Consider the following 24,960-nt stretch of genomic DNA (forward strand, 5'->3'; position numbering starts at 1 on the left):
CCACTGTTGTCTTTAAGATTCAGGAGCATAGTGCATGGAGTTCAGTGTAAAAAGCGGTAGCCCGGAGAAGCAGCGGAGTGCCTGTATCGTGGTCGGCGTCTTCGAACCACGTCGCCTCTCCCCCATCGCCGAACAACTCGATAAAATCAGCGACGGTTACATCAGCGCCCTGCTGCGTCGCGGCGAGCTCGAAGGCAAGCCTGGCCAGACCTTGTTACTGCACCATGTGCCGAACATCCTGTCTGAGCGCATTCTGCTCATCGGCTGTGGTAAAGAGCGCGAACTGGATGAACGTCAGTATAAACAAGTTATTCAGAAAACCATTAATACTCTGAATGACACTGGTTCGATGGAAGCCGTCTGCTTCCTGACCGAACTGCACGTTAAAGGTCGCAACAACTACTGGAAAGTTCGCCAGGCCGTTGAAACCGCCAAAGAGACGCTGTACAGCTTCGATCAGTTGAAGACCAACAAAAGCGAGCCGCGTCGTCCGCTGCGTAAAATGGTCTTCAACGTGCCGACTCGCCGCGAGCTCACCAGCGGCGAACGCGCCATTCAACATGGCCTGGCGATCGCTGCCGGTATCAAAGCGGCGAAAGACCTCGGCAACATGCCGCCGAATATCTGTAACGCGGCTTACCTTGCTTCCCAGGCGCGCCAGCTGGCCGACACCTACAGCAAGAACGTCATCACCCGCGTAATCGGCGAGCAGCAGATGCGCGAGCTGGGGATGAACTCCTATCTTGCCGTCGGCAACGGCTCGCAGAACGAGTCGCTGATGTCGGTCATCGAGTATAAAGGCAACCCGTCTGAAGACGCGCGCCCTATCGTGCTGGTCGGTAAAGGCCTGACCTTCGACTCCGGCGGTATCTCCATCAAGCCTGCCGAAGGCATGGACGAGATGAAGTACGACATGTGCGGCGCGGCAGCGGTTTACGGCGTAATGCGAATGGTGGCCGAGCTGCAGCTGCCGCTCAACGTCATCGGCGTGCTGGCGGGCTGTGAAAACATGCCTGGCGGCCGCGCGTACCGCCCGGGCGACGTTCTGACCACCATGTCCGGACAGACCGTTGAAGTGCTGAATACCGATGCCGAAGGCCGTCTGGTGCTGTGCGACGTATTGACCTACGTTGAGCGCTTCGAACCAGAAGCGGTTATCGATGTCGCAACGCTGACCGGCGCCTGCGTGATTGCCCTCGGCCATCACATCACCGGCCTGATGTCGAACCATAACCCGCTGGCTCATGAGCTGATCGGCGCCTCCGAACTGGCCGGCGACCGCGCATGGCGTCTGCCGCTGGCCGACGAGTTCCAGGATCAGCTGGAGTCCAACTTTGCGGATATGGCCAACATCGGCGGCCGTCCTGGCGGCGCGATTACCGCTGGCTGCTTCCTGTCACGCTTCACCCGTAAGTACAACTGGGCACACCTCGACATCGCCGGTACCGCCTGGCGTTCCGGGAAGGCCAAAGGCGCAACCGGTCGTCCGGTGGCGCTGCTGTCTCAGTTCCTGCTCAATCGTGCGGGTTTTAACGGCGAAGAGTGATTGCCGTCTGATGCCCGGTGGCGCTACGCTTACCGGGCCTACGGAAAGATGCCGTTTGTAGGCCGGGTAAGCGTAGCGCCACCCGGCTTTGCATTTAAATCCACAACAAGAAGCCCCATATATGAAAAACGCAACGTTCTATCTTCTGGACAACGAAGACACCGTCGACGAGCTCAGCGCCGTCGAACAGCTGGTGTGTGAAATTGCCGCAGAACGTTGGCGCAACGGCAAGCGCGTACTGATCGCCTGTGAAGATGAACAGCAGGCTATTCGCCTCGACGAAGCGCTGTGGACGCGGCCGCCGGAGAGCTTTGTGCCGCATAACCTGGCGGGCGAAGGCCCGAGAGGCGGCGCGCCGGTAGAAATTGCCTGGCCGCAAAAGCGCAACAGCAGTCCGCGGGATATTCTTATCAGCCTGCGGCTAAACTTTGCAGATTTTGCCACCGCTTTCACAGAAGTGATAGACTTTGTCCCTTACGAAGATTCTCTGAAACAACTGGCGCGCGAACGCTATAAAGCGTACCGCATGGCTGGTTTCAACCTGAACACGGCAACCTGGAAATAATGGAAAAGACATACAACCCACAAGATATCGAACAGCCGCTTTACGAGCACTGGGAAAAGCAGGGCTATTTCAAACCGAATGGTGATGAAAGCCAGGAGAGCTTCTGCATCATGATCCCGCCGCCGAACGTCACCGGCAGTTTGCATATGGGTCATGCCTTCCAGCAAACCATCATGGATACCATGATTCGCTACCAGCGCATGCAGGGTAAAAACACCCTGTGGCAGGCCGGTACCGACCACGCGGGTATCGCCACCCAGATGGTGGTTGAGCGTAAGATTGCCGCTGAAGAAGGTAAAACCCGCCACGACTACGGTCGCGATGCCTTCATCGATAAAATCTGGCAGTGGAAAGCGGAATCCGGCGGCACCATTACTCGCCAGATGCGCCGCCTCGGCAACTCCGTAGACTGGGAGCGCGAGCGCTTCACAATGGACGAAGGCCTGTCCAACGCGGTGAAAGAGGTCTTCGTTCGCCTGTACAAAGAAGACCTGATTTATCGCGGCAAGCGCCTGGTGAACTGGGACCCGAAACTGCGCACCGCCATTTCCGACCTCGAAGTGGAGAACCGCGAATCGAAAGGTTCCATGTGGCACATCCGCTATCCGCTGGCCGATGGCGCGAAAACCGCTGACGGTAAAGATTACCTGGTGGTCGCCACCACTCGTCCGGAAACCCTGCTGGGCGATACCGGCGTGGCCGTAAACCCGGAAGACCCGCGCTACAAAGACCTGATTGGTAAATTCGTGGTGCTGCCGCTGGTTAACCGCCGCATTCCGATTGTTGGCGATGAACACGCCGACATGGAAAAAGGCACCGGCTGCGTGAAAATCACCCCGGCGCACGACTTTAACGACTACGAAGTTGGCCGCCGTCATCAGCTGCCGATGATTAATATTTTGACCTTTGATGGCGACATCCGCGAAAGCGCGGAAGTCTATGACACCAAAGGCAACGAATCCGACGTTTATTCCAACGAGATCCCGGCTGAATTCCAGAAGATGGAACGTTTTGCCGCGCGTAAAGCGATGGTTGCCGCTGTCGACGCGCTGGGCCTGCTGGAAGAAATCAAACCGCACGACCTGACCGTGCCTTACGGCGACCGCGGCGGCGTGGTTATCGAACCGATGCTGACCGACCAGTGGTATGTGCGTGCCGACGTGCTGGCCAAGCCGGCAGTTGAAGCCGTTGAGAATGGCGACATTCAGTTCGTGCCGAAGCAGTACGAAAACATGTACTTCTCCTGGATGCGCGATATTCAGGATTGGTGTATTTCCCGTCAGCTGTGGTGGGGTCACCGCATCCCGGCATGGTATGACAACGACGGCAACGTCTATGTTGGCCGTAGCGAAGACGAAGTGCGTCAGGAAAACAACCTGAGCGCCGACGTTGCCCTGCGTCAGGACGAAGATGTTCTGGATACCTGGTTCTCTTCCGCGCTGTGGACCTTCTCCACCCTCGGTTGGCCGGAAAACACCGACGCGCTGCGTCAGTTCCATCCGACCAGCGTGATGGTCTCCGGCTTCGACATCATCTTCTTCTGGATTGCCCGCATGATCATGATGACCATGCACTTCATCAAAGATGAAAACGGCAAGCCGCAGGTTCCGTTTAAGACCGTCTACATGACCGGCCTTATCCGCGACGACGAAGGCCAGAAGATGTCCAAATCCAAGGGTAACGTCATTGACCCGCTGGATATGGTTGACGGTATCACCCTGCCGGAGCTGCTGGAGAAACGTACCGGCAACATGATGCAGCCGCAACTGGCGGAAAAAATCCGCAAGCGTACCGAGAAACAGTTCCCGAACGGCATCGAGCCGCACGGCACTGACGCCCTGCGCTTTACCCTGGCGGCGCTGGCCTCTACCGGCCGCGACATCAACTGGGATATGAAGCGTCTGGAAGGTTACCGTAACTTCTGCAACAAGCTGTGGAACGCCAGCCGCTTCGTGCTGATGAATACCGAAGATCAGGATTGCGGTTTTAACGGCGGCGAGATGGTGCTGTCCCTGGCCGACCGCTGGATCCTGGCTGAATTCAACCAGACCGTGAAAGCGTACCGCGAAGCGCTGGATAACTTCCGCTTCGACATCGCCGCGGGCATCCTGTATGAGTTCACCTGGAACCAGTTCTGCGACTGGTACCTCGAACTGACCAAGCCGGTCATGAACGGCGGCAGCGAAGCGGAACTGCGCGGCACTCGCCATACGCTGGTGACCGTGCTGGAAGGTCTGCTGCGCCTGGCGCACCCGATTATTCCTTTCATCACCGAGACCATCTGGCAGCGCGTGAAGGTCATTTGCGGTATTAACGCTGACACCATCATGCTGCAGCCGTTCCCGCAGTATGAGGCTTCTCAGGTTGATGAAGCGGCGCTGGCGGATACCGAATGGCTGAAGCAGGCGATCGTTGCCGTACGTAACATCCGGGCGGAAATGAACATTGCTCCGGGCAAGCCGCTGGAACTGCTGCTGCGCGGCTGCAGCAGAGATGCCGAGCGCCGTGTTAACGACAACCGTAGCTTCCTGCTGAACCTGGCGCGTCTGGAAAGCATCACCGTGCTGCCTGCCGATGATAAAGGTCCGGTTTCCGTGACTAAGATTATCGACGGCGCCGAGCTGCTGATCCCGATGGCGGGCCTTATCGACAAAGAAGCCGAGCTGGCGCGTCTGGCGAAAGAAGTGGCGAAAGTCGAAGCGGAAATCGGCCGTATCGAAAGCAAGCTGTCCAATGAAGGTTTTGTGGCCCGCGCGCCGGAAGCGGTTATCGCCAAAGAGCGTGAGAAGCTGGAAGGCTATGCGGAAGCGAAAGCGAAACTGATTGAACAGCAGGCGGTGATCGCCGCGCTGTAATAGCTCGCCAAAGCATAAAAAGCCGGAGCTTGCTCCGGCTTTTTTACATTATAAGAACGGCAGGTTAGGTAAAAAACCGCTGAACAATTTGCCAGGTACTGGTGGTTTATGGGCCTCATCTTGCTGCAGGTCGAGCGTTTCAACGTCACCCATTACCTCGGTGTTGGCGGCAATATAGCGCATCAAATTAATCTTTAACCAGGGGTACGCCAGACCCAATGTCAGCAGAGAAAGAAACGTCAGAGCCAATAAACGCGGGGCAAGACCAAAAAACGTCAGAGTAGAACGAAAATGAATGCTGTCGCCAAGCACCAAATTATTCCACGCGTGATTACGTAAAGCTACCCGGATATACGTCATGGCTAACACGATGCCGATGGTGAGAAATAAATTTCCTCCTGCCACCGTTCCAAGATGCCGTAATGCCATAAACAGAACCGTATTTTCATTACACAAGCCGAACATACATCCTGTAATCATTTGCATGAATGCGGAAATGAAAAACCCGAAAAACAGTATAATAAATGGCAATATAATTACCATTGCCCATAAAAAAGCCACGACGCAACGCTTAGTGCTAATATAAATATTAAATTTATTTTTGCCTAAGCTTGCGCCTTTGCCGATCAGTTCAAGCCAGTGGCTGTAAACCACCCCGCTGGCGACGGCCATCACACACAGCGCCAGTAAAACCAGCGCAACGAAACCCACTAGCATGTCATTTATGCCTGAACCTAACCAGATACGACTTCCAGGAATAGCGAGGATCAACACCGTTAGTACGACTATCAGCAAAGGTAACCCAAGCATAATCCACCATGCGCGCAGCAGATTACATTTAAACCCGAAACGAATATTAGCGAATGAGGTCATATTCGCGTGGTAGCTTAACCCCTTCATTACCATGACTGGCAGCAGGATAAGATATGCTAACGTCACCCATTCTTCGCTGCCGTGAGAGAAAATGGCAAGCGCCAGACTGAGTAAAACCAGCACGATAAACATTAGCAGCCAGCTAAGTAAAATCGTGAAACCCTTCCCGTGGTAAGCAAAACGGTTACCGTTAACCTCCATATTTTCACAAAGGTAACGGCGACTACGTACCCATGCCCAGGGAATGAATATCCCTAAAGTAATTACTGACAGTATAATATTGACCAAACAAATAAAGAAATAGGCGCGAGCCCGTCCGTGAAAGACAAAATAATGACTAGCACGCGGCTTCTTCCCTAAAGTAATATCCATAACCCCGCCATCCTTGTACTTTAAATTATATATATAAATAATAAGCCAGAATAACCATCATTAAATATGCAGAATATATTATTTTGAAATTACTCGGCAATATATTTATGCACGCCTTGCGTCGGTTAAAGAATAATGGTATTAAAACAATGTATGGTTATTTAAGCTAAAATTGAGTGATTCTATGAATCTTGCTGCGCCACAGACCTTTACTTTACGCCGCATTACGGCGGCAGATAATGCCGCCATCGCCCAAGTTATCCGCCAGGTCTCCGCGGAATACGGCCTGACCGCCGATAAAGGCTATACGGTCGCTGATCCCAACCTGGATGAACTCTATGAACTTTATAGCCAACCGGGCTCCGCCTATTGGGTTGTGGAGCAAAATGGCGAAGTGGTTGGCGGCGGCGGCGTGGCGCCGCTCTCGTGTAGCGAGTCCGATATCTGTGAGCTGCAGAAAATGTACTTTATGACCGCGGCGCGCGGCAAAGGGCTGGCGAAAAAGCTGGCGCTGATGGCGATGGATCACGCCCGCGAGCAGGGTTTTAAACGCTGCTATCTGGAGACCACCGCTTTTTTGAAAGAGGCGATTGCCCTTTATGAACATCTCGGATTTGAACATATCGACGGGCCGCTGGGCTGCACCGGCCACGTCGATTGTGAAGTGCGGATGTTGAAAACGCTGTAACGCCTTGATAGCGCTACCGGGGCTACAGTTTGGTAGCCCGGCTAAGCGTAGCGCTAGCCGGGGGATGTCCCGGGCTCGCGGTGCCGTTTTTTTTGTCGGGTGGCGGCTAACGCCTTACCCGACCTACGGCCTGTACCATTACGAGCTGAAGCTCTCAACGCTATCTCTCCCCATGACTACTGAAACTGCCAGTATTAGTGGCTACCGGGTCCGAAAATCGCTGACTACGGCGCCGTCGGTACGCCGCTGTGAAAGCGGAACTCAGGCTCCGGGCGGAGAATCAATGCCGCTTCCGCCTCGCCAAGGTGGCGCACCCGCTCGCTGATATCTTCCCCCGCTATCTTCTGCGCCAGGTCCAGGTAGTCCTGATAATGACGGGCCTCGGAGCGCAGCAACGACAGATAAAACTTCTGTAAATCATCATCCAGCCACGGCGCCAGCGCGGCAAAACGCTCGCAGGAGCGCGCTTCGATATAAGCGCCGCAAATCAGCTTATCGATCAGCATCACCGGCTCGTGCGATCGCACCTCCCGGCGCATACCGCGGGCATAGTTGCTGGCGGTGATTTTGACGTAAGGGATATCCCGCGCCAGCATGATCTCACGCACCTGCCAGAAGTGATGCAGCTCCTCTTTGATCAACAGAATCATGCTGTCGAGCAACTGGCTGCTCCACGGGTCGTTGGTTCGCGGCATAGCGCTTTTGTTGATCCGTTTATGCAGAGCGACAAAATCCGGCTCCGGCCCACGGCGATAGGTAAAGTCTTCGTACGGTTTCAGGCATTCCAGCAGCTCGTCGGCGCCGTCTTTATCGGCGACGTAGCGGCGTACCAGCAGCATGGCGTTTTGCGCCGCTTTCAGCTCGCATACCATATGGTCGGTCAGCAGCAGCGGCAGGTTTTCCGGTTTACGGGCTTCGTCAATCCACGCCTGCGGCGTAGGACAGTGAAGAAATGCTAAAATCGGGGAGAGTATTTGCGGGTAATCCATTGAAGCTCCAGGCTATACCCTAATCAGGACGGGTATATACGGCGGCAGACGCCGCCGTATCCGTTGACGACTTAGTGGCGTACGCCGTTGTCGTCTTCGTCAATTAAATCTTCGTCATCTTCGCCGTCATCGTCTTCGCCGTTCGGGTCTTCGTAGTAGGTACCCCAACCGTCATACTCAACGTTGAATTTTTCCGCCAGGTTCATCAACTGTTCAACCTGGGCGTCGATCAGATCGGCGTTGAGCGCGCTTTCGCTCAGGATATCGCAGCAGATCACCACTTCGCCTTCTTCGACTTCCAGCTCTTCCGGCTCGGTGACTTCATAACCCATCTTGAAGGCCTCTACCGCCACTTTTTCCAACGTTTCGAAATCATCGGCAGAGAGATGATGCTCAATGGTATACAGCGCGTCCGGATCGCTGCCATCTTCCAGCAGCTCTTCGATAATCAGACGCGTTTCCTCACGCTGTTCTTCCAGTAGTTCCGGGTTTGCCATGGCTCGTTCCTCATAATGTGCGGCAGATACTCCTATTGTCACATACCGCCGTGATTGCCTCCACCTTCTGTGTAAAAGATTTCTAACTCGGGGTTGCAAATGAATATTCATACATATAAAGTGAATTTTAATTCAATAGTGGCGTTTGCCAGGTGAGGGAATTATGTCCGCGTTATATCAGAAGCATTTCTTGAGATTACTGGATTTTACTGCTGCAGAAATTACCGGCCTTGTCGACCTGGCCGCGCAATTAAAAGCCGATAAGAAAAACGGCATCGAAGCCCAGAAACTGAAGGGCAAAAACATCGCGCTCATCTTCGAAAAAGACTCAACCCGCACACGATGCTCTTTCGAAGTTGCCGCTTACGACCAGGGCGCCCGCGTGACCTATCTCGGTTCCAGCGGAAGCCAAATCGGCCACAAAGAATCCATGAAAGATACCGCCCGCGTGCTGGGCCGCATGTATGACGGTATTCAGTATCGCGGCTACGGCCAGGAGCTGGTGGAAACCCTGGCGGAGTACGCCGGCGTGCCGGTGTGGAACGGCCTGACCGATGAATTCCACCCAACGCAGCTCCTGGCCGACCTGCTGACCATGCAAGAGCACCTGCCGGGTAAGGCATTTAATGAAATGACGCTGGTCTACGCCGGCGACGCGCGTAACAACATGGGTAACTCCATGCTGGAAGCCGCCGCGCTGACCGGGCTGGATCTGCGTCTGGTGGCGCCGAAAGCCTGCTGGCCGGATGAAGGTTTAGTGGCGGAATGCACTGCGCTGGCGAAAAAGCACGGCGGCAATATTACCCTGACGGAAGAAATCGCCGCGGGCGTAAAAGGCGCCGATTTCATTTATACCGACGTGTGGGTGTCGATGGGCGAGGCGAAAGAGAAATGGGCGGAGCGTATCGCCCTGCTGCGCGGTTACCAGGTGAATAAAGCCATGCTGCAATTGACCGGCAACCCGCAGGTGAAATTCCTGCATTGTCTGCCCGCGTTCCACGATGACCAGACCATTCTCGGCAAACAGATGGCGGCGGAGTATGGACTGCACGGCGGCATGGAAGTGACCGATGAAGTCTTTGAATCGCCGGCGAGCATCGTCTTCGATCAGGCGGAAAACCGTATGCACACCATCAAAGCGGTGATGGTGGCGACGCTTGGAAAATAGCCATTAACCAAGGTAGATTCCCGGATAGCGCCAGGCGTATCCGGGCTACCCGTTTTAAGCCATCAATACCTTCACCACCGCTTTACGCACCTTCGCCGGCGCCCCGACCGCACAGAGCGGTTTATGCACTTCGCCTGGATAAAACACCACAAAATCCCCCTCGTTAAGGATAACGGTTTTCTCCTGCGCTCCCTCGGCGAGGAAGGCGATGTCTTTGTCCGCCAGCCAGTCAGTCTGCGGCTCGCCTGCGGGTAAGGTGCTGAAGGTCATCCCTTCCTGACCACGCAGCACAATCTGGATATCCAGATAGCGGGCGTGATACTCGGCGCGACGTTCGGCCTGCGGTTCGGTGCTGTCTTCAGAAATCAGATAGAACAGATTGTTGCCGTCGATATCGTGCTTGCCGAGCGGCGTCGCCTCGTTGACGTGAGCCTTAACATGCTCAATCGCCTGACGCAGCGCGTCCGGCAGCCAGGATTGCAGATGATGAATATTGCCGATAATCATAAGAGCCCTCAAATATAAAACAGCTTTTCATTTTTGTTTTATACGCCGCTTACCACTGCCAGACCACATTTTTATCGCGGTTTTTTGCGCTGGCGCAGCCTGCGCAGGCAAACGTTTCCCTGATTGTGGATTAATCGCTTGATTGCTCATCAAAGCTGCGTATAATGCCAGCCGTTTTGCCGGGAGGAAATATGGTCAATTGCGTACGACATTGCTGTGTCTTACCGCGTCTGAAAGCAGGCGCTGGCCTGGCGTTTTTCTTTCCGTTGCTCAATGAATTCTCGAAGCCCCTTATTTAAGGGGCTTTTTTTTTGCTCAGGCGTCAGGAGATAAGCATGGCTAACCCGCTATATCAAAAACATATCATTTCCATAAACGATCTCAGCCGCGAAGACCTCGAACTGGTGCTGGCGACGGCCGCAAAGCTGAAAGCCAATCCGCAACCCGAGCTGCTGAAGCATAAGGTTATCGCCAGCTGTTTCTTTGAAGCCTCCACTCGTACTCGTCTCTCTTTTGAAACCTCCATGCACCGCCTCGGCGCCAGCGTGGTCGGCTTCTCCGACAGCAGCAACACCTCGCTCGGTAAGAAAGGCGAAACCCTGGCCGACACCATTTCGGTTATCAGCACCTACGTCGATGCTATCGTGATGCGCCATCCGCAAGAAGGCGCCGCGCGTCTGGCAACCGAATTCTCCGGCGGCGTGCCGATTCTCAACGCCGGCGACGGCGCCAATCAGCATCCGACACAAACCCTGCTCGACCTGTTCACCATTCAGGAAACTCAGGGCCGCCTTGAGAATCTTAATGTCGCGATGGTCGGCGACCTGAAATATGGCCGTACCGTACACTCGCTGACCCAGGCGCTGGCCAAATTCAACGGCAACCGCTTTTACTTCATCGCCCCGGACGCGCTGGCGATGCCGCAATATATTCTCGATATGCTGGATGAAAAAGGCATCGCCTGGAGCCTGCATAGCGCCATCGACGAAGTGATGGCAGAGGTCGATATTCTGTATATGACGCGCGTGCAGAAAGAGCGCCTTGACCCATCGGAATACGCCAACGTGAAGGCGCAGTTCATACTGCGCGCCGCGGATCTCGAAGGCGCGCGCGCCAACATGAAAGTGCTGCACCCGCTGCCGCGCGTTGATGAAATCACCACCGATGTCGATAAAACGCCGCACGCCTGGTACTTCCAGCAGGCCGGCAACGGCATCTTCGCCCGCCAGGCGTTACTGGCACTGGTATTGAATAGCGAGCTGGCACAGTAAGGGGGAATGAGAGATGACACACGACAATAAACTGCAGGTAGAAGCCATTAAGCGCGGCACCGTGATCGACCATATCCCGGCCCAGGTCGGCTTCAAACTGTTGACCTTGTTCAAGCTGACCGAAACCGACCAGCGCATCACCATCGGCCTGAACCTGCCATCCGGTGAGATGGGCCGTAAAGATTTGATTAAAATCGAGAACACCTTTCTGACCGATGAGCAGGTCAATCAGCTGGCGCTGTATGCGCCGGACGCAACGGTTAACCGTATCGATGATTACGAAGTAGTGGGCAAATCCCGCCCGAGCCTGCCGGAGCGCATCAACAGTGTGCTGGTCTGCCCGAACAGCAACTGCATCAGTCACGCTGAGCCGGTTTCGTCGAGTTTCGCAGTGAAAAAACGCGCCGATGACATTGCACTCAAATGCAAATACTGTGAAAAAGAGTTTTCCCATTATGTGGTGCTGGCCAACTAATTGCGGTTGGTATTAATACCGGCCCTCCCTATAATGGCTACGACCTAATTACTGCAGTTCATCTGGAGATATTATGAGCAAAACTATTGCGACGGAAAAGGCACCAGCAGCTATCGGCCCATATGTACAAGGTGTTGATCTGGGTAGCATGATCATCACTTCCGGCCAGATCCCAGTAGACCCGAAAACCGGCAGCGTGCCGGAAGATGTCGCCGCGCAGGCGCGTCAGTCCCTGGACAACGTAAAAGCTATCGTTGAAGCCGCTGGCCTGAAAGTGGGCGATATCGTGAAAACCACCGTTTTCGTGAAAGATCTGAATGATTTCGCCACCGTGAATGCCGCGTATGAAGCGTTCTTCACCGAGCATAACGCCACTTTCCCGGCGCGTTCCTGCGTAGAAGTCGCGCGTCTGCCGAAAGACGTGAAGATTGAGATTGAAGCTATCGCGATCCGTCGCTAATCGCTTCTCTGCCCTCACCCCAGGCGCTTGCGCCATCCGCGGGGTGAGGGAAATGCCCTATTTTATCTTCGTTGCCCGCAGCAGTTTCTCCAGCGGATAGACCGCCGCAATCACCAGCTCATCCTGGGTTTTCGCCGCCGTATCCAGTTGCGCCTGGATTGAGGCGTACTCTTTATCATCCAGCGTTCCCTGCCGCGCAACCAGATCGGTCAAGCGCAGCCCGAGGCTCGCCAGCTTATCAACCTGCTGCACCACCGGTTTAATCGCCGCCAGCTGATAGTTATTGTCGGTCAGCGCCAGCGCATCGCCGCTGTTGTTCTGCCAGCGGGTAAAGACGTGGCGCAGCGCATCGGCGCTCTCAGTGTCTTCGGCATCGCTGATCAGCCGCTCCGCCCACTGGTTCAGGCTGCGTACGGTGTCGCTCTCCGCCGGTAACGCATCGGCCAGCCGGTTAAGCGGTTCAAATTGATGGTAATTGTTCGCCTGGAACTTGAGATGCTGACGGGTGTAGTAATGCGCCGGCTCCAGCGCCTCGGCGAGGATCTGCAACGCCAGCGTATGGCTGCTGTTCGCCAGCCGGGTGAACTGCTCCAACTGCTGAGCGTGCTGCTGCAGGCCGACGGAGACCGTTGACCAGCTGTCCATCGCCTGCAGGCGCTGATACATATTGTCGCTGTCTTTGACGTCCTCGGCCGACCACAGACGCTCCGCTACTGCAAAAGCGCGCGGCCACAGCTTGATATCGATGACCGGCGCGGCGACGTTCTCCGCCCACAGCGCCGCTTCGCCGCCCAGCAGATTCTTCTGTTGCTGCGCGTCGGGAAGCGTCGGCTGAATGCCCTGCGGCACGGCATCCAGCCGCTTGCCGTCAATGGGATAACGGGTGTTGCCAAGCAGGAAGTAACCTGCGAGCTTGTCATCGTTAATGGTCAGCACCGGGCGGGTTTCGCCCATCCAGGTATCGACGCGGAACGTAACCTGATTGTCGCCGAGCCATTCAATCTCCTGCACGGCACGCCGTGATTTACCTTTAAAATCAATAAACCCTCGCCAGCCGCTATCGCCTTTTACCAGCGTAAAGCTGCCCTCAACCGCGCTGCCCTTCAGCCGCGGCATCGAAAACTGCCAGCTCTGGGCGCTGTCGCTATCGGTAATCGTATCCACGCCGTTAAGCCCCTGCGGGATAATTTCATTACGATAGTGATAGGCGGTGTACTGCGGCTGGTCGAGGTAAAAACCGGTGGAGAGAATACCGCGATAGCCGTGTTTGGCGACGTCGCCTAATGCGTCCTGCCCCTGCCAGGACTGGATCAGAATGCTCTTCGGTAAATCAGGGTGGTAGATCTCATCCCAGCCGACCATCTGCCGGTGATGTTTCTCGAGCAGCTTCTCCAGGCGCCGGTTGAAGTACGCCTGTAGCGCGTGGCTGTCCGCCAGCCCCTTCTCTTTGAGGAATTTCTGAATGGCCGGATTGGCGCTCCACTGGCTGTCATCGACTTCATCACCGCCGATATGCAGATACGGATCGGGGAAGATAGCCGCCAGTTCGCTGACCATCGCCTCGGCAAACGCGTAGGTGGCCTCTTTTGTTGGGTCGAGTACCGGTTTCAGCACGCCCCAGTGGCGCTCCATCGCGTAAGGCCCCGGCGCGCTCATCAGTTCCGGATAAGCCACGGCGATCGCCGAGGCGTGGCCGGGCATATCGATTTCCGGCACCACGCGAATACCGCGTTCAGCCGCGTAACGCACAATGTCTTTCATCTGCGCCTGGGTATAAAACAGGCCGTCGCTGGCCTGCTGCTGCAGCTTCGGATAGCGGCTGGAGGCGAAACGCCAGCCCTGATCGTCGGTCAGATGCCAGTGCAGTACGTTAAGCTTCGCCGCCGCCATACCGTCAATCTGCCGTTTGATCGCCGACAGCGGCATAAAGTGACGGGCGGAATCCAGCAGCAGTCCACGCCACGGGAAGCGCGGCGCATCGTCAATGGCGACATAAGGAATGGTGGTGCCGTCAGGACCGTTTTGTACCAGCTGTAGCAGCGTTTCCATGCCGCGCAGCGCGCCAAAACGCGTATTGGCTTTCAGGGTCGCGCCGTCTGCGTTAACGGTTAGCTGATAGCTTTCGTCGCTATCCGGCTGCGGCAGGAAAGGCACTTTTTTACTGACGATCACGTTAATGGTTGGGCTTTTCGCCGGCGCCGTCTGCGGCTGGAGCGTCCAGCCGGTTTGTCGCGCAAGACGTTCGCGCCAGCGGTTCGCCGCTTCGCCAAGATCGTCGCCGCTGACGTTGATCGTCAGCTGATTATTTAGCGCCAACGCCCCCTGCGCCTGCGGGCGCTCCACATGGGCGGGCCACGGCATCAGCGGCAGATCGCCCGCCGGGGCGGCAAGCGCCATGCTGCTCAGTAATATTCCGCTGGTCAGCAGACTGTAACGCACGGTGTTAATCATCAATGTTCCTTTTTATGACGGGCCAAAAAAAGCAAAACATTGGGTTAACATGCGCACAAAATTGCGTCAATACATGGCGTTGACGGGCTTCACAACTTGATGAGATTTAAGAGAAATACCGGTAAGCCCCTCTGCCCTACGGCAAAGGGGCGAAACCTCTACTGCCAGCCGTAACGACGGCTGTAGAAGCCTTTAACGGTCTGGGTCAACACCATGTAACCCGCCAGAATCGCCACCAGCCATGGGAAATAGCTGAGCGGCAGCGCCTGCAGCTGCAGGTAGCCCGCCAGCGGCGAGAACGGCAGCGCGATACCCACCGCCATCACCAGCAGCGTCATCGCGAACAGCGGCCACGCGGCGCGGCTCTGGACGAACGGAATGCGGCGGGTACGGATCATATGCACAATCAGCGTCTGCGACAGCAGCCCTTCAATAAACCAGCCGGACTGGAACAGGGTCTGCATCTCGACGCTGTTGGCGTGGAACACCCACCACATCAGGCTGAAAGTGAGGATATCGAAAATCGAGCTGATCGGCCCGAAGAAGACCATAAAACGCCCGAGATCGGCCGGGTTCCAGCGCTGCGGTTTACGGATCTGCTCATCATCGACGTTATCAAACGGAATCGCCACCTGGGAGACATCGTACAGCAGGTTCTGAATCAACAGGTGCAGCGGCAGCATCGGCAGGAACGGCAGGAAGGCGCTGGCCACCAGCACGCTGAAGACGTTGCCGAAGTTGGAGCTGGCGGTCATTTTGATGTACTTGAGCATGTTGGCGAAGGTGCGGCGGCCTTCGATAACCCCCTCTTCCAGTACCATCAGGCTTTTTTCCAGCAGAATGATATCCGCCGCCTCGCGGGCGATATCCACCGCGCCGTCAACGGAAATGCCAATATCCGCCGCGCGTAGCGCCGGGGCGTCGTTAATACCGTCGCCCATAAAGCCCACCACGTGACCTTCGCGTTTCAGCAGCGTCACGATGCGCTCTTTATGCAGCGGCGCCAGGCGCGCGAACAGCGTGGTGCGTTTCGCCAGCGCCGCCAGTTCGTCGTCGCTCATGGCTTCAATCTGGCTGCCAATCACCACTTCGCCCGCATCCAGCCCCACTTCATGACACACTTTCGCCGCCACCAGTTCGCTGTCGCCGGTGAGGATTTTTACCGTAATGCCGCTGGCCTTCAGCGCTTTCAGCGCCGGGGCGGTAGTCTCTTTCGGCGGATCGAGGAAGGCGATGTAGCCTTCGAGGATCAGGTCGGACTCATCCGCACGCTGATAGTCGCCTTCCCGTGCCGGCAGGTATTTGGTCGCCACCGCCACCACCCGCAGCCCCTGACGGTTCAGGGTATCGGTCACCCGGCGGATGCGACGCAGCATGGTGTCGTCCAGCGGTACGATTTCGCCGTTGTAGCGCACCTGGGTCGAGACGTTGAGGATCTCCTGCAGCGCCCCTTTACAGATCAGCTGATGCGCGTCGTCCTGCTCTTTCACCACCACCGACATGCGGCGACGTTCAAAATCAAACGGGATCTCATCCACCTTCTGCCAGCGTTCCGCGAGACCGCGAGCGGCATCCAGCTCCACGCCTTCCAGCACCGCGGTGTCGAGCAGGTTTTTAAGCCCCGTCTGGTAATGGCTATTGAGCCAGGCGGTGTGCAGGACTCTCTCGCTGGATTTACCGGAAACATCGGTGTGGTTCTCCAGCACGATTTTGTCCTGGGTCAGGGTGCCGGTTTTATCGGTGCAGAGGATATCCATCGCGCCAAAGTTTTGAATGGCGTCGAGGTGTTTGACAATAACCTTTTGTTTTGACAGCTTCACCGCCCCGCGCGCCAGCGTCGAGGTGACGATCATCGGCAGCATCTCCGGCGTCAGGCCGACCGCCACCGACAGCGCGAACAGCGCCGCTTCCCACCAGTCGCCTTTGGTGTAGCCGTTGATCAACAGCACCACCGGCGCCATCACCAGCATAAAGCGGATCAGCAGCATGCTGACCCGGCTAATGCCTTTCTGAAAGGCGTTCGGCTCGCTTTCCTGCTCGCTGACGCGCCCGGCAAGCTGGCCGAACCAGGTGTTGCCGCCGGTGGCGTAGACGATGGCCTGCGCCGAGCCGCTCACCACGTTGGTCCCCATAAAGCACAGGGTGTCGCATTCCAGCGGATTGGTTTGTAGCGGATCGCGGGTGCGCGCGACTTTTTCAACCGGCAGCGATTCGCCGGTCAGCGAGGCCTGAGCGACAAACAGGTCGCGCGCCACAATGATGCGCAGGTCCGCCGGGATCATATCTCCCGCCGATAGCCTGACGATATCGCCCGGCACCAGTTGGTCGATAGGCAGTTCGAGCCAGCGGCTCTCGCCCTGCTCGTTGATAACCCGCAGCACCGTGGCGGTATTGCTGACCATCGCCTTCAGCGCATCCGCCGCTTTGGTCGAGCGCGCTTCCTGGATGAAGTTAAGCAGCGTCGAGATGCCGACCATCAGCGCGATAACGCCCGCGGCGAACAAATCTTCAGTGGAATAGGAGACGATGCCGAGCACCGTCAACAGCAGGTTGAACGGGTTGCGATAGCAGGTCCACAGATGAACCCACCACGGCGACGGCTTCTGCGCCGGGATTTGGTTATCGCCGTGCAGGGCGATTTTCGCCGCCACTTCGACGTCGTTCAGCCCTTCAGGGTGGCTGTCGAACGCGCGCCAGATTTCATGCTCATCCATGGCCGCCACGTCCAGGCAGCGCTTGCCGAGTGAATCCGGGATCGGCGCGCTGGCCAGGTTACGGGCGTCGGGCAGCGGATCGCGCTGGATCAAACGATGGGGTAAATGACGGCTAAGCTGCGCGAACAGCTGCCGGGTAAAATTTTTCAGCATAAACAGTGCCTCCGCGCTCGCGCGAGCGAACGCAGCGTTGCCAACAGGCGTGGCAAAGCCTTACCTGTCAGGCATTATTTTTATAGGGCAGGGACATCGTGGACGTCACTGCTTTACGCTTTCCGGTAAAGCAGTGCTAAACAGGCTTACCGGAAAGAAAGGTTGCTCCATCGAGGATGAGGAGTGGGATCGGGGTCCATAAAATTCTCCGGTAAGTAACTCAAGACGGCGCGGAGTATACCGCGACCAGGAAACTATTTGTGGCTATTATGGCTATCATACCGTCCGGCAACTAAACCGGACCTCAACCAGTCTTTGCTCATTGAGGATTCGTTGAGTAGCATTAGACTCACTCAAATCGGACGACGGCGAGAACCTCGTATGCAAAACCGGCTAACAATCAAAGATATCGCGCGTTTAAGCGGCGTCGGAAAATCGACGGTGTCGCGCGTGCTGAATAACGAAAGCGGCGTCAGCGAGCGCACCCGCGAACGGGTGGAAGCGGTGATGCAGCAGCACGGTTTCTCCCCTTCCCGCTCCGCCCGCGCCATGCGTGGTCAGAGCGATAAGGTGGTGGCGATTATCGTCACCCGTCTGGATTCGCTGTCGGAAAATTTAGCGGTGCAGACCATGCTGCCCGCCTTTTATCAGCAGGGCTACGATCCGATCATGATGGAGAGCCAGTTTTCTCCGGCGCTGGTGGAAGAACATCTGGGCATGCTCGCCCGCCGCAATATCGACGGCGTGGTACTGTTCGGCTTTACCGGTATTCGCGAGGAGATGCTCGCGCCGTGGCGCGAAACGCTGGTGCTGCTGGCGCGCGACGCTCCCGGCTTCGCTTCGGTGTGTTATGACGATCATGGCGCGATCAAGTTACTGATGCAGCGTCTCTATGAACGCGGACACCGGCATATAAGTTTCCTCGGCGTGCCGCACAGCGACGTTACCACCGGGGAACGCCGTCATCAGGCTTATCTCGATTTCTGCGCGCAAAAGAAGCTCACGCCGACCGCTGCCCTGCCGGGACTGGCGATGAAGCAGGGTTATGAAAGCGTCGCCAGCGTACTGACGCCCGAGACCCGCGCGCTGGTCTGCGCCACCGATACTCTCGCTCTCGGCGCCAGTAAATATCTACAGGAACAGCGTATCGACACGCTACAACTCGCCAGCGTCGGCAGCACGCCGCTGATGAAGTTTCTGCATCCGGAGATCCTCACCGTCGATCCCGGCTACGCCGAAGCCGGACGCCAGGCGGCGCAGCAGCTGATCGACCAGATCGCCGGCCACGCAGAACCCCGCCAAATCGTCATTCCTGCTGCCCTGAATTAATCTCGTTCGGGCGATTTATGTGATCTTCGCCGAGTTTCGGGAACGTTCCCATTTTGCATTCCCAACGGAACGGTTAGGATGCATGCAAGGTAAAAACGGCATCTCTCCCCTCTGTTTTTGAGGCTTCATCATGAGCAAAGTAAACCAGCAGGACATCGATAAACTGATCGAACTGGTGGGCGGGCGCGGCAACATTGCCACCGTCAGCCACTGTATTACCCGTTTGCGCTTTGTGCTGAACGATCCGGCCATCGCCAAACCGAAAGATATTGAGCAGTTGCGCATGGTGAAGGGATGCTTCACTAACGCCGGGCAGTTCCAGGTGGTCATCGGCACCGAAGTCGGCGATTACTATAAGGCGCTGCTGGCCACCACCGGCCAGGCGTCCGCCGACAAAGAGCAGGCCAAACAGGCCGCGCGGCAAAACATGAAGTGGCACGAACGGTTGATCTCGCACTTTGCCGAGATCTTTTTCCCGCTCCTGCCGGCGCTGATCAGCGGCGGTCTGATCCTCGGTTTCCGTAACGTCATCGGCGATCTGCCGATGAGCAACGGCCAGACGCTGGCGCAAATGCACCCGTCGTTGAAAACGATTTATGACTTCTTGTGGCTGATTGGCGAGGCTATCTTCTTCTATCTGCCGGTGGGGATCTGCTGGTCAGCGGTGAAGAAAATGGGCGGCACGCCGATCCTCGGGATCGTGCTTGGCGTCACGCTGGTCTCTCCGCAGTTGATGAACGCTTACCTGCTCGGCCAGCAGGTGCCGGAAGTGTGGAACTTCGGCCTGTTTACCATTGCGAAAGTCGGCTATCAGGCGCAGGTGATCCCGGCTCTGCTGGCGGGGCTGGCGCTGGGCTTTATCGAAACGCGCCTCAAGCGTATCGTGCCTGACTACCTCTATCTGGTGGTGGTGCCGGTGTGCTCGTTGATTCTGGCGGTGTTCCTCGCTCACGCTTTTATCGGCCCGTTTGGTCGTCTGATTGGCGACGGCGTGGCCTTCGCGGTACGCCACTTGTTAACCGGCAGCTTCGCGCCGATCGGCGCCGCGCTGTTCGGCTTCCTGTATGCGCCGCTGGTGATAACCGGCGTACATCAGACCACCCTCGCTATCGATATGCAGATGATTCAAAGCATGGGCGGCACGCCGGTATGGCCGCTGATTGCGCTGTCGAATATTGCTCAGGCGTCGGCGGTGGTCGGCATTATTATTGCCAGCCGTAAACAGAATGAACGCGAAATCTCGGTACCCGCGGCGATCTCCGCCTATCTCGGGGTCACCGAACCGGCGATGTACGGCATCAACCTGAAGTACCGCTTCCCGATGCTGTGCGCGATGGTCGGATCCGGCCTTGCGGGCCTGCTCTGCGGCCTGAACGGCGTGCTGGCGAATGGCATCGGCGTCGGCGGCCTGCCGGGCATCCTGTCGATTCAGCCAAGCTACTGGCAGGTCTACGCCACGGCGATGGCCATCGCCGTGGTAGTGCCGATTATCCTCACCACCGTGGTTTATCAACGCAAGTACCGTCAGGGCACCTTGCAGATTATCTAACGTCTTCTTTCGGGGCGCCGCTTGCGCCCCCTTTATTCGCAGGAACGTAATATGAATACCCTTCCCCGCTGGTGGCAAAACGGCGTTATTTATCAAATTTACCCGAAGAGTTTTCAGGACACCACCGGCAGCGGCACCGGCGATTTACGCGGCGTCACCGCCCGTCTCGACTACTTGAAAAAGCTCGGCGTCGACGCTATCTGGCTGACGCCGTTCTACGTCTCACCGCAGGTGGACAACGGCTATGACGTGGCGAACTATACCGCTATCGATCCCTCATACGGCACGCTGGAAGATTTCGACCAACTGGTCGCCGGAGCGAAAGCGCGCGGTATCCGCATCGTGCTGGATATGGTGTTTAACCATACCTCGACGGAACACGAATGGTTCATCCAGTCGTTAAATAAGGTAAGCCCGTACCGCCAGTTCTATATCTGGCGCGACGGCGAGCCGGGAACATTGCCGAATAACTGGCGTTCGAAATTCGGCGGTAACGCCTGGCAGTGGCATGCGGAAAGCGAACAGTATTATTTGCATCTTTTCGCCACCGAGCAGGCGGATCTCAACTGGGAAAACCCGGCGGTACGCGCCGAGCTGAAAAAAGTCTGCGAGTTCTGGGCCGATCGCGGCGTTGATGGCCTGCGCCTCGATGTCATCAATCTTATCTCCAAGGATCAGAACTTCCCGTCCGATAGCGTTGGCGATGGACGTCGCTTCTACACCGATGGCCCGCGGGTTCACGAGTTCCTGCAGGAAATGAGCCGCGATGTCTTTACCCCTCGTGGCCTGATGACCGTCGGCGAAATGTCTTCCACTTCGCTTGAACACTGCCAGCAGTATGCCGCGCTGGACGGACGCGAACTGTCGATGACGTTTAATTTTCATCACTTAAAAGTCGATTATCCCGGCGGCGAAAAATGGACCCTCGCCCGTCCGGACTACGTGGCGCTGAAAGCACTATTCCGCCACTGGCAGCAAGGGATGCATAACCGGGCATGGAATGCGCTGTTCTGGTGTAACCACGATCAGCCGCGCATCGTGTCACGCTTCGGCGACGAGGGCGAGTACCGGGTGCCGGCGGCGAAGATGCTGGCGATGGTACTGCACGGCATGCAGGGCACGCCCTATATCTATCAGGGCGAAGAGATTGGCATGACCAACCCGCATTTCAGCAACATCAGCGATTATCGCGACGTGGAAAGCCATAACATGTTTATCGAGCGCGCGGCGCAGGGGCAAAGCCCGGATGAACTGCTGGCGATTCTGGCCAGCAAATCGCGCGATAATAGCCGCACACCGATGCCGTGGCACGACGGCGAGAACGGCGGCTTCAGCGATGGAGAACCCTGGATCGCGTTGGGTGATAACTATCGCGAGATTAACGTCGAGGCGGCGCTAGCGGATCCGGAATCGGTGTTTTACACCTATCAGCAGCTGATCGCGCTGCGAAAAACCACGCCGGTGCTGACCTGGGGGGATTATCAGGATCTGCTGCCGGACCATCCGTCGCTGTGGTGTTATCGCCGCCAGTGGCAGGGGCAGACGCTGGTGGTGGCCGCCAACCTGAGCCGTGAGTTCCAGCCGTGGCAGCCGCCGGAGATGTCCGGCGACTGGCGGGCGCTGATTGGCAACTATGCGGAAACGGCCAACCGTCCGGCGGCAATGACGCTGCGGCCGTTCGAAGCGGTATGGTGGGTGCAGGCGTAAAGCTTTTCCCCGGTGGCGCTACGCTCACCGGGACTACCGGTTCGTGGCACTGGAGATTACGCGCGGTCAGCGTCAGGAAGGATAACGCTCTCCTGCGGCTGCGCTGAGGCATGCTCCTCTTTGGCCTTCAGCCGATCCCAGGCGCGGAAGAACGGATAGTAAACCACCAGCGAAATAGTTAAATTCACTACCTGCAGTACGGTGCCGGAAATATGGCCGCCGGTCGCCAGATAGCCGCTGATGAAAATCGGCGTGGTGAACGGCAGCGCGATTCCGGCCGGCGGCGCCACCAGCCCGGTCGCCATCGCGGTATAGGACACGATCACCAGCAGCACCGGCGTTAAAATAAACGGCAGGAAGAAGTAGGGGTTCATCACCAGCGGGATGCCAAACACCATCGGCTCGCTGATGTTAAACAACGCTCCCGGCGCGGCAATTTTCCCCAGCTGTTTCATCTGCTGACTACGGCTGCGCAGCAACATAAAAATCACCAGCCCCAGCAGCGCGCCGGTGCCGCCGGGCGCAATCCACAGGTCGTAAAATTGCTGGGTAATAATATGCGGGATCGGCTGGCCGTTCTGAAAGGCCGTCAGGTTCTCTGACATATTCGACAGCCACACCGGCTGGATAAATACCAGCACAATCGCGTCGCCGTGCAGGCCCAGCGTCCACAAAATACCGATCACAATCACCGAAATAATCATCCCCGGCAGCGTACCGCCGACGTGATGCATCGGAATACCGATCAGGGTGGCGATCATGCTGTTGATGTCGCCGAACGGCGAGGCCTCAACCGCCAGGCGCAGCGCCAGCACCACCGCCAGTACGCAAAAACCAGGGATCAGCGCGAGGAATGATTTCGCCACTGCCGGCGGCACGCCGTCCGGCATGCGGATAACGAGATTGCGACTGGCGACCAAACGATAAATCTCCGTCGACAGCAGCGAAATGACAATAGCGACAAACAACCCCTGGCTGCCGACCATGCTCACCGGGATCACTCCTTTAATCACCTCCGCCGCGCCGTGTACCGGGGTAAACAGGGTGTTTTGCGGGATAGTCATCACAAAGGCCACCAGCGACATCGCCCCGGCGCTCAGCGGGTCGATAGTGCGGTACTTCTCAGCCAGCCGATAGGCGATGCCGAAGCTGGAAATCAGCGCCATAATGTCGTAGGTCGCTTTCACCGGGTACAGCATTTTATCGCGCCAGACCTCGCCAAACAGGCCGCTCATCATGTCGGCATAGCCGGGGATCGGCAGGTAGGCGAAAATCAGGAAAAACGAGCCAATCAGCATAAACGGCATATTCAGAATGATGCCATCGCGTACCGACAGGACGTGCTTTTGCCCGGCGATTTTCAGCGCCGCCGGCATGACGTAATGTTCAATCCAGCTTGTATTCGACATGGTGTGCTCCCGAGGGAAATAGCGGTCAGTTAAATTGCGTCAGCCATTGACGGTTTATCGTTAACACTTCATCCAGCAGCGCCTGGGCATCGGTGACGTTACCGACCAGCGGGTTAGCCACCAGCGCCAGCAGCGCGCTCTCGCGGCAGCCGTGTACCGCGGCTTCAATCGTCAGCCGTTCAAAGGCTTTCACCTGCTGCGTCAGGCCGTTCATCGCCGGCGGCAGCGGGCCGAATGCCAGCGGCCGCGCCCCTTGCGCATCGATAATGCTGTTGGTTTCCACCACCGCATCATCATCCAGGCCGTGAATCGCGCCGTTGTTGCGGGTGTTTACCACCATCTCCGCGCCCAGGTTGTTGTGAATCGCGTTGATAAGCTCAACGGCCACTTCCGAGTAGTAAGCGCCGCCGCGAAAGCTCAGTTGCTCTGGTTTTTCTTCCAGCTGCGGGTCGGCGTACAGCGCAAACAGCTCCTGCTCGACCTTCATCACCTGCTCGGCGCGGGTGCCTTTGGTTTTCGCTGCGGCGATCTCTTCCGCCAGCATCGCCGGCGTCAGCCAGAAATAACGATGATAAGGGCACGGAATCGCCTTCAGCGCGCGGAGGAATTCCGCCGGCCACGGCAGTTCTTTAATGTTGTTCATCGACAGCGCCTTACCGTCGCACAGCATATCGATCACTTTGCCGGTGACATCCTCGCGCCCCTGTAGCACCTTATGCACCCAGACCATATGGTTGAGCCCGGCAAAGCGCAGTTTCACTTCGGACTCCTGCGCGCCCAACATGCCGACGATCATGTGCTGCATGTTGATCGGTACGTTGCACAGGCCGATGATCTTCGCCTTGCTGTAGCGGCTGACCGCCTCGGTGACGATCCCCGCCGGATTGGTAAAATTGAGAATGAACGCTTCCGGCGCCAGCTGTTCCACTTTGCGCGCAACTTCGAGGATCACCGGGATCGTCCGCAGCGCCTTGGCGAACCCGCCGACGCCGGTGGTCTCCTGGCCCAATAGTTGATATTTGAGACCCAGCCGTTCATCGGCGGCGCGCGCCGCCAGTTGCCCGACGCGTAGCTGCGTCAGCACAAAGCTGGCGCCGCGGATCGCCTCATCGAGCGTAAAGTGGACGCTGACCGCCACCTGCTCCAGCCCTTTATGTTTCAACATCCGCCGGGCCAGCGCGGCAATGATCTCAACTTTTTCCCTGCCGGATTCGACATCCACCAGCGCCAGCTCGGTGACCGGAAGCTGCTCATAACGAACGATAATCCCTTCAATAAGCTCCGGCGTGTAGCTGCTGCCGCCGCCGATAACGGCGATTTTCAGTGCTTGCATAGTGACCTCTATTCGCATTTTCGGCATGCAGATCGCCGCGCGCGATCGC

21 protein-coding genes are annotated in these 24,960 nt (G+C 57.0%); 12 read left to right on the forward strand and 9 right to left on the reverse strand.

Annotated elements, in window-relative coordinates; genetic code table 11:
• Positions 1-34: 34 nt before the first annotated feature.
• The 3 genes from pepA (at position 35) to KGA69_RS03685 (ending at position 4,966) form a co-directional block, all read left to right on the forward strand.
• Complete coding sequence (gene pepA, locus KGA69_RS03675; protein ID WP_008807121.1) at positions 35-1,546, forward strand: leucyl aminopeptidase; 1,512 nt, start codon at positions 35-37, stop codon at positions 1,544-1,546.
• A gap of 121 nt (positions 1,547-1,667) precedes the next feature.
• Positions 1,668-2,111, forward strand: a complete 444-nt coding sequence (gene holC / locus KGA69_RS03680) for a DNA polymerase III subunit chi (RefSeq protein ID WP_020079783.1) — start codon at positions 1,668-1,670, stop codon at positions 2,109-2,111.
• On the forward strand, positions 2,111-4,966 hold the full coding sequence (locus tag KGA69_RS03685; protein WP_049060380.1) for a valine--tRNA ligase: 2,856 nt from the start codon (positions 2,111-2,113) through the stop codon (positions 4,964-4,966). Before holC ends, KGA69_RS03685 begins: the two co-directional genes overlap by 1 nt.
• A gap of 48 nt (positions 4,967-5,014) precedes the next feature.
• On the opposite strand, the gene KGA69_RS03690 is transcribed toward KGA69_RS03685, so the two are convergent.
• Positions 5,015-6,211 carry a YjgN family protein gene (locus tag KGA69_RS03690; RefSeq protein WP_080986069.1) on the reverse strand — a complete coding sequence of 399 codons (1,197 nt, stop codon included), beginning with the start codon at positions 6,209-6,211 and terminating at the stop codon, positions 5,015-5,017.
• Between the two features lie 184 nt (positions 6,212-6,395).
• Between KGA69_RS03690 and KGA69_RS03695 the strand changes: the two genes are divergently transcribed.
• Entirely contained in the window at positions 6,396-6,899 is a 504-nt protein-coding gene (locus tag KGA69_RS03695) for a GNAT family N-acetyltransferase (protein ID WP_045394710.1), read from the forward strand.
• Between the two features lie 224 nt (positions 6,900-7,123).
• On the opposite strand, the gene miaE is transcribed toward KGA69_RS03695, so the two are convergent.
• Together miaE and rraB are read right to left on the reverse strand one after the other, a co-directional pair.
• On the reverse strand, positions 7,124-7,888 hold the full coding sequence (gene miaE / locus KGA69_RS03700; protein ID WP_045394709.1) for a tRNA isopentenyl-2-thiomethyl-A-37 hydroxylase MiaE: 765 nt from the start codon (positions 7,886-7,888) through the stop codon (positions 7,124-7,126).
• A gap of 71 nt (positions 7,889-7,959) precedes the next feature.
• Positions 7,960-8,385, reverse strand: coding sequence for a ribonuclease E inhibitor RraB (gene rraB, locus KGA69_RS03705; protein WP_015368550.1), 426 nt, complete (start codon positions 8,383-8,385; stop codon positions 7,960-7,962).
• 163 nt (positions 8,386-8,548) lie between these two features.
• On the opposite strand from rraB, the gene argF reads away from it, so the two are divergent.
• A complete protein-coding gene (argF, locus tag KGA69_RS03710; protein ID WP_213292845.1) occupies positions 8,549-9,553 on the forward strand; it encodes an ornithine carbamoyltransferase in 1,005 nt (334 codons plus the stop codon).
• A gap of 54 nt (positions 9,554-9,607) precedes the next feature.
• Here argF and KGA69_RS03715 read toward each other — a convergent pair whose 3' ends face one another.
• A complete protein-coding gene (locus KGA69_RS03715) occupies positions 9,608-10,060 on the reverse strand; it encodes a YhcH/YjgK/YiaL family protein (protein ID WP_046883302.1) in 453 nt (150 codons plus the stop codon).
• A 191-nt stretch (positions 10,061-10,251) separates the two neighbouring features.
• On the opposite strand from KGA69_RS03715, the gene KGA69_RS03720 reads away from it, so the two are divergent.
• The 4 genes from KGA69_RS03720 (at position 10,252) to ridA (ending at position 12,266) form a co-directional block, all read left to right on the forward strand.
• The gene (locus KGA69_RS03720) at positions 10,252-10,359 is read left to right on the forward strand and encodes a pyrBI operon leader peptide (protein WP_020079785.1); all 108 of its coding nucleotides are present in this window, start codon (positions 10,252-10,254) and stop codon (positions 10,357-10,359) included.
• Positions 10,360-10,395: 36 nt separating this feature from the next.
• Complete coding sequence (gene pyrB, locus KGA69_RS03725) at positions 10,396-11,331, forward strand: aspartate carbamoyltransferase (RefSeq protein ID WP_045394707.1); 936 nt, start codon at positions 10,396-10,398, stop codon at positions 11,329-11,331.
• 13 nt (positions 11,332-11,344) lie between these two features.
• Positions 11,345-11,806, forward strand: coding sequence for an aspartate carbamoyltransferase regulatory subunit (pyrI, locus tag KGA69_RS03730; protein WP_015368555.1), 462 nt, complete (start codon positions 11,345-11,347; stop codon positions 11,804-11,806).
• 73 nt (positions 11,807-11,879) lie between these two features.
• Positions 11,880-12,266 carry a 2-iminobutanoate/2-iminopropanoate deaminase gene (ridA, locus tag KGA69_RS03735; protein ID WP_020079786.1) on the forward strand — a complete coding sequence of 129 codons (387 nt, stop codon included), beginning with the start codon at positions 11,880-11,882 and terminating at the stop codon, positions 12,264-12,266.
• Positions 12,267-12,323: 57 nt separating this feature from the next.
• Here the strand turns inward: ridA and KGA69_RS03740 are convergent, their stop codons facing one another.
• From KGA69_RS03740 to mgtL, 3 genes are all read right to left on the reverse strand, one after another.
• Positions 12,324-14,717: a beta-N-acetylhexosaminidase gene (locus KGA69_RS03740; protein ID WP_213292846.1), complete on the reverse strand. Its 2,394-nt coding sequence runs from the start codon at positions 14,715-14,717 to the stop codon at positions 12,324-12,326.
• Positions 14,718-14,875: 158 nt separating this feature from the next.
• Positions 14,876-17,584 (reverse strand): magnesium-translocating P-type ATPase, encoded by a 2,709-nt coding sequence (gene mgtA / locus KGA69_RS03745; RefSeq protein ID WP_063415133.1) that lies wholly within the window; start codon positions 17,582-17,584, stop codon positions 14,876-14,878.
• 146 nt (positions 17,585-17,730) lie between these two features.
• A complete protein-coding gene (gene mgtL, locus KGA69_RS24295; RefSeq protein WP_219340445.1) occupies positions 17,731-17,784 on the reverse strand; it encodes a mgtA regulatory leader peptide MgtL in 54 nt (17 codons plus the stop codon).
• A 181-nt stretch (positions 17,785-17,965) separates the two neighbouring features.
• Between mgtL and treR the strand changes: the two genes are divergently transcribed.
• The 3 genes from treR (at position 17,966) to treC (ending at position 22,169) form a co-directional block, all read left to right on the forward strand.
• Positions 17,966-18,913: a trehalose operon repressor TreR gene (treR, locus tag KGA69_RS03750; protein ID WP_045394704.1), complete on the forward strand. Its 948-nt coding sequence runs from the start codon at positions 17,966-17,968 to the stop codon at positions 18,911-18,913.
• A 130-nt stretch (positions 18,914-19,043) separates the two neighbouring features.
• Complete coding sequence (gene treB, locus KGA69_RS03755) at positions 19,044-20,462, forward strand: PTS trehalose transporter subunit IIBC (RefSeq protein ID WP_045378471.1); 1,419 nt, start codon at positions 19,044-19,046, stop codon at positions 20,460-20,462.
• Between the two features lie 51 nt (positions 20,463-20,513).
• Positions 20,514-22,169 carry an alpha,alpha-phosphotrehalase gene (treC, locus tag KGA69_RS03760; protein ID WP_045394702.1) on the forward strand — a complete coding sequence of 552 codons (1,656 nt, stop codon included), beginning with the start codon at positions 20,514-20,516 and terminating at the stop codon, positions 22,167-22,169.
• Between the two features lie 56 nt (positions 22,170-22,225).
• Here treC and celB read toward each other — a convergent pair whose 3' ends face one another.
• Both celB and KGA69_RS03770 read right to left on the reverse strand, forming a co-directional pair.
• Positions 22,226-23,578, reverse strand: a complete 1,353-nt coding sequence (gene celB, locus KGA69_RS03765; RefSeq protein ID WP_049061474.1) for a PTS cellobiose transporter subunit IIC — start codon at positions 23,576-23,578, stop codon at positions 22,226-22,228.
• Positions 23,579-23,603: 25 nt separating this feature from the next.
• Positions 23,604-24,911 carry a 6-phospho-beta-glucosidase gene (locus tag KGA69_RS03770; RefSeq protein WP_045394701.1) on the reverse strand — a complete coding sequence of 436 codons (1,308 nt, stop codon included), beginning with the start codon at positions 24,909-24,911 and terminating at the stop codon, positions 23,604-23,606.
• Positions 24,912-24,960 lie beyond the last annotated feature (49 nt).

Origin of the sequence: Klebsiella sp. A52 (assembly GCF_018388785.1) — a bacterium.
Taxonomy (GTDB): Bacteria; Pseudomonadota; Gammaproteobacteria; order Enterobacterales; family Enterobacteriaceae; genus Klebsiella; species Klebsiella aerogenes.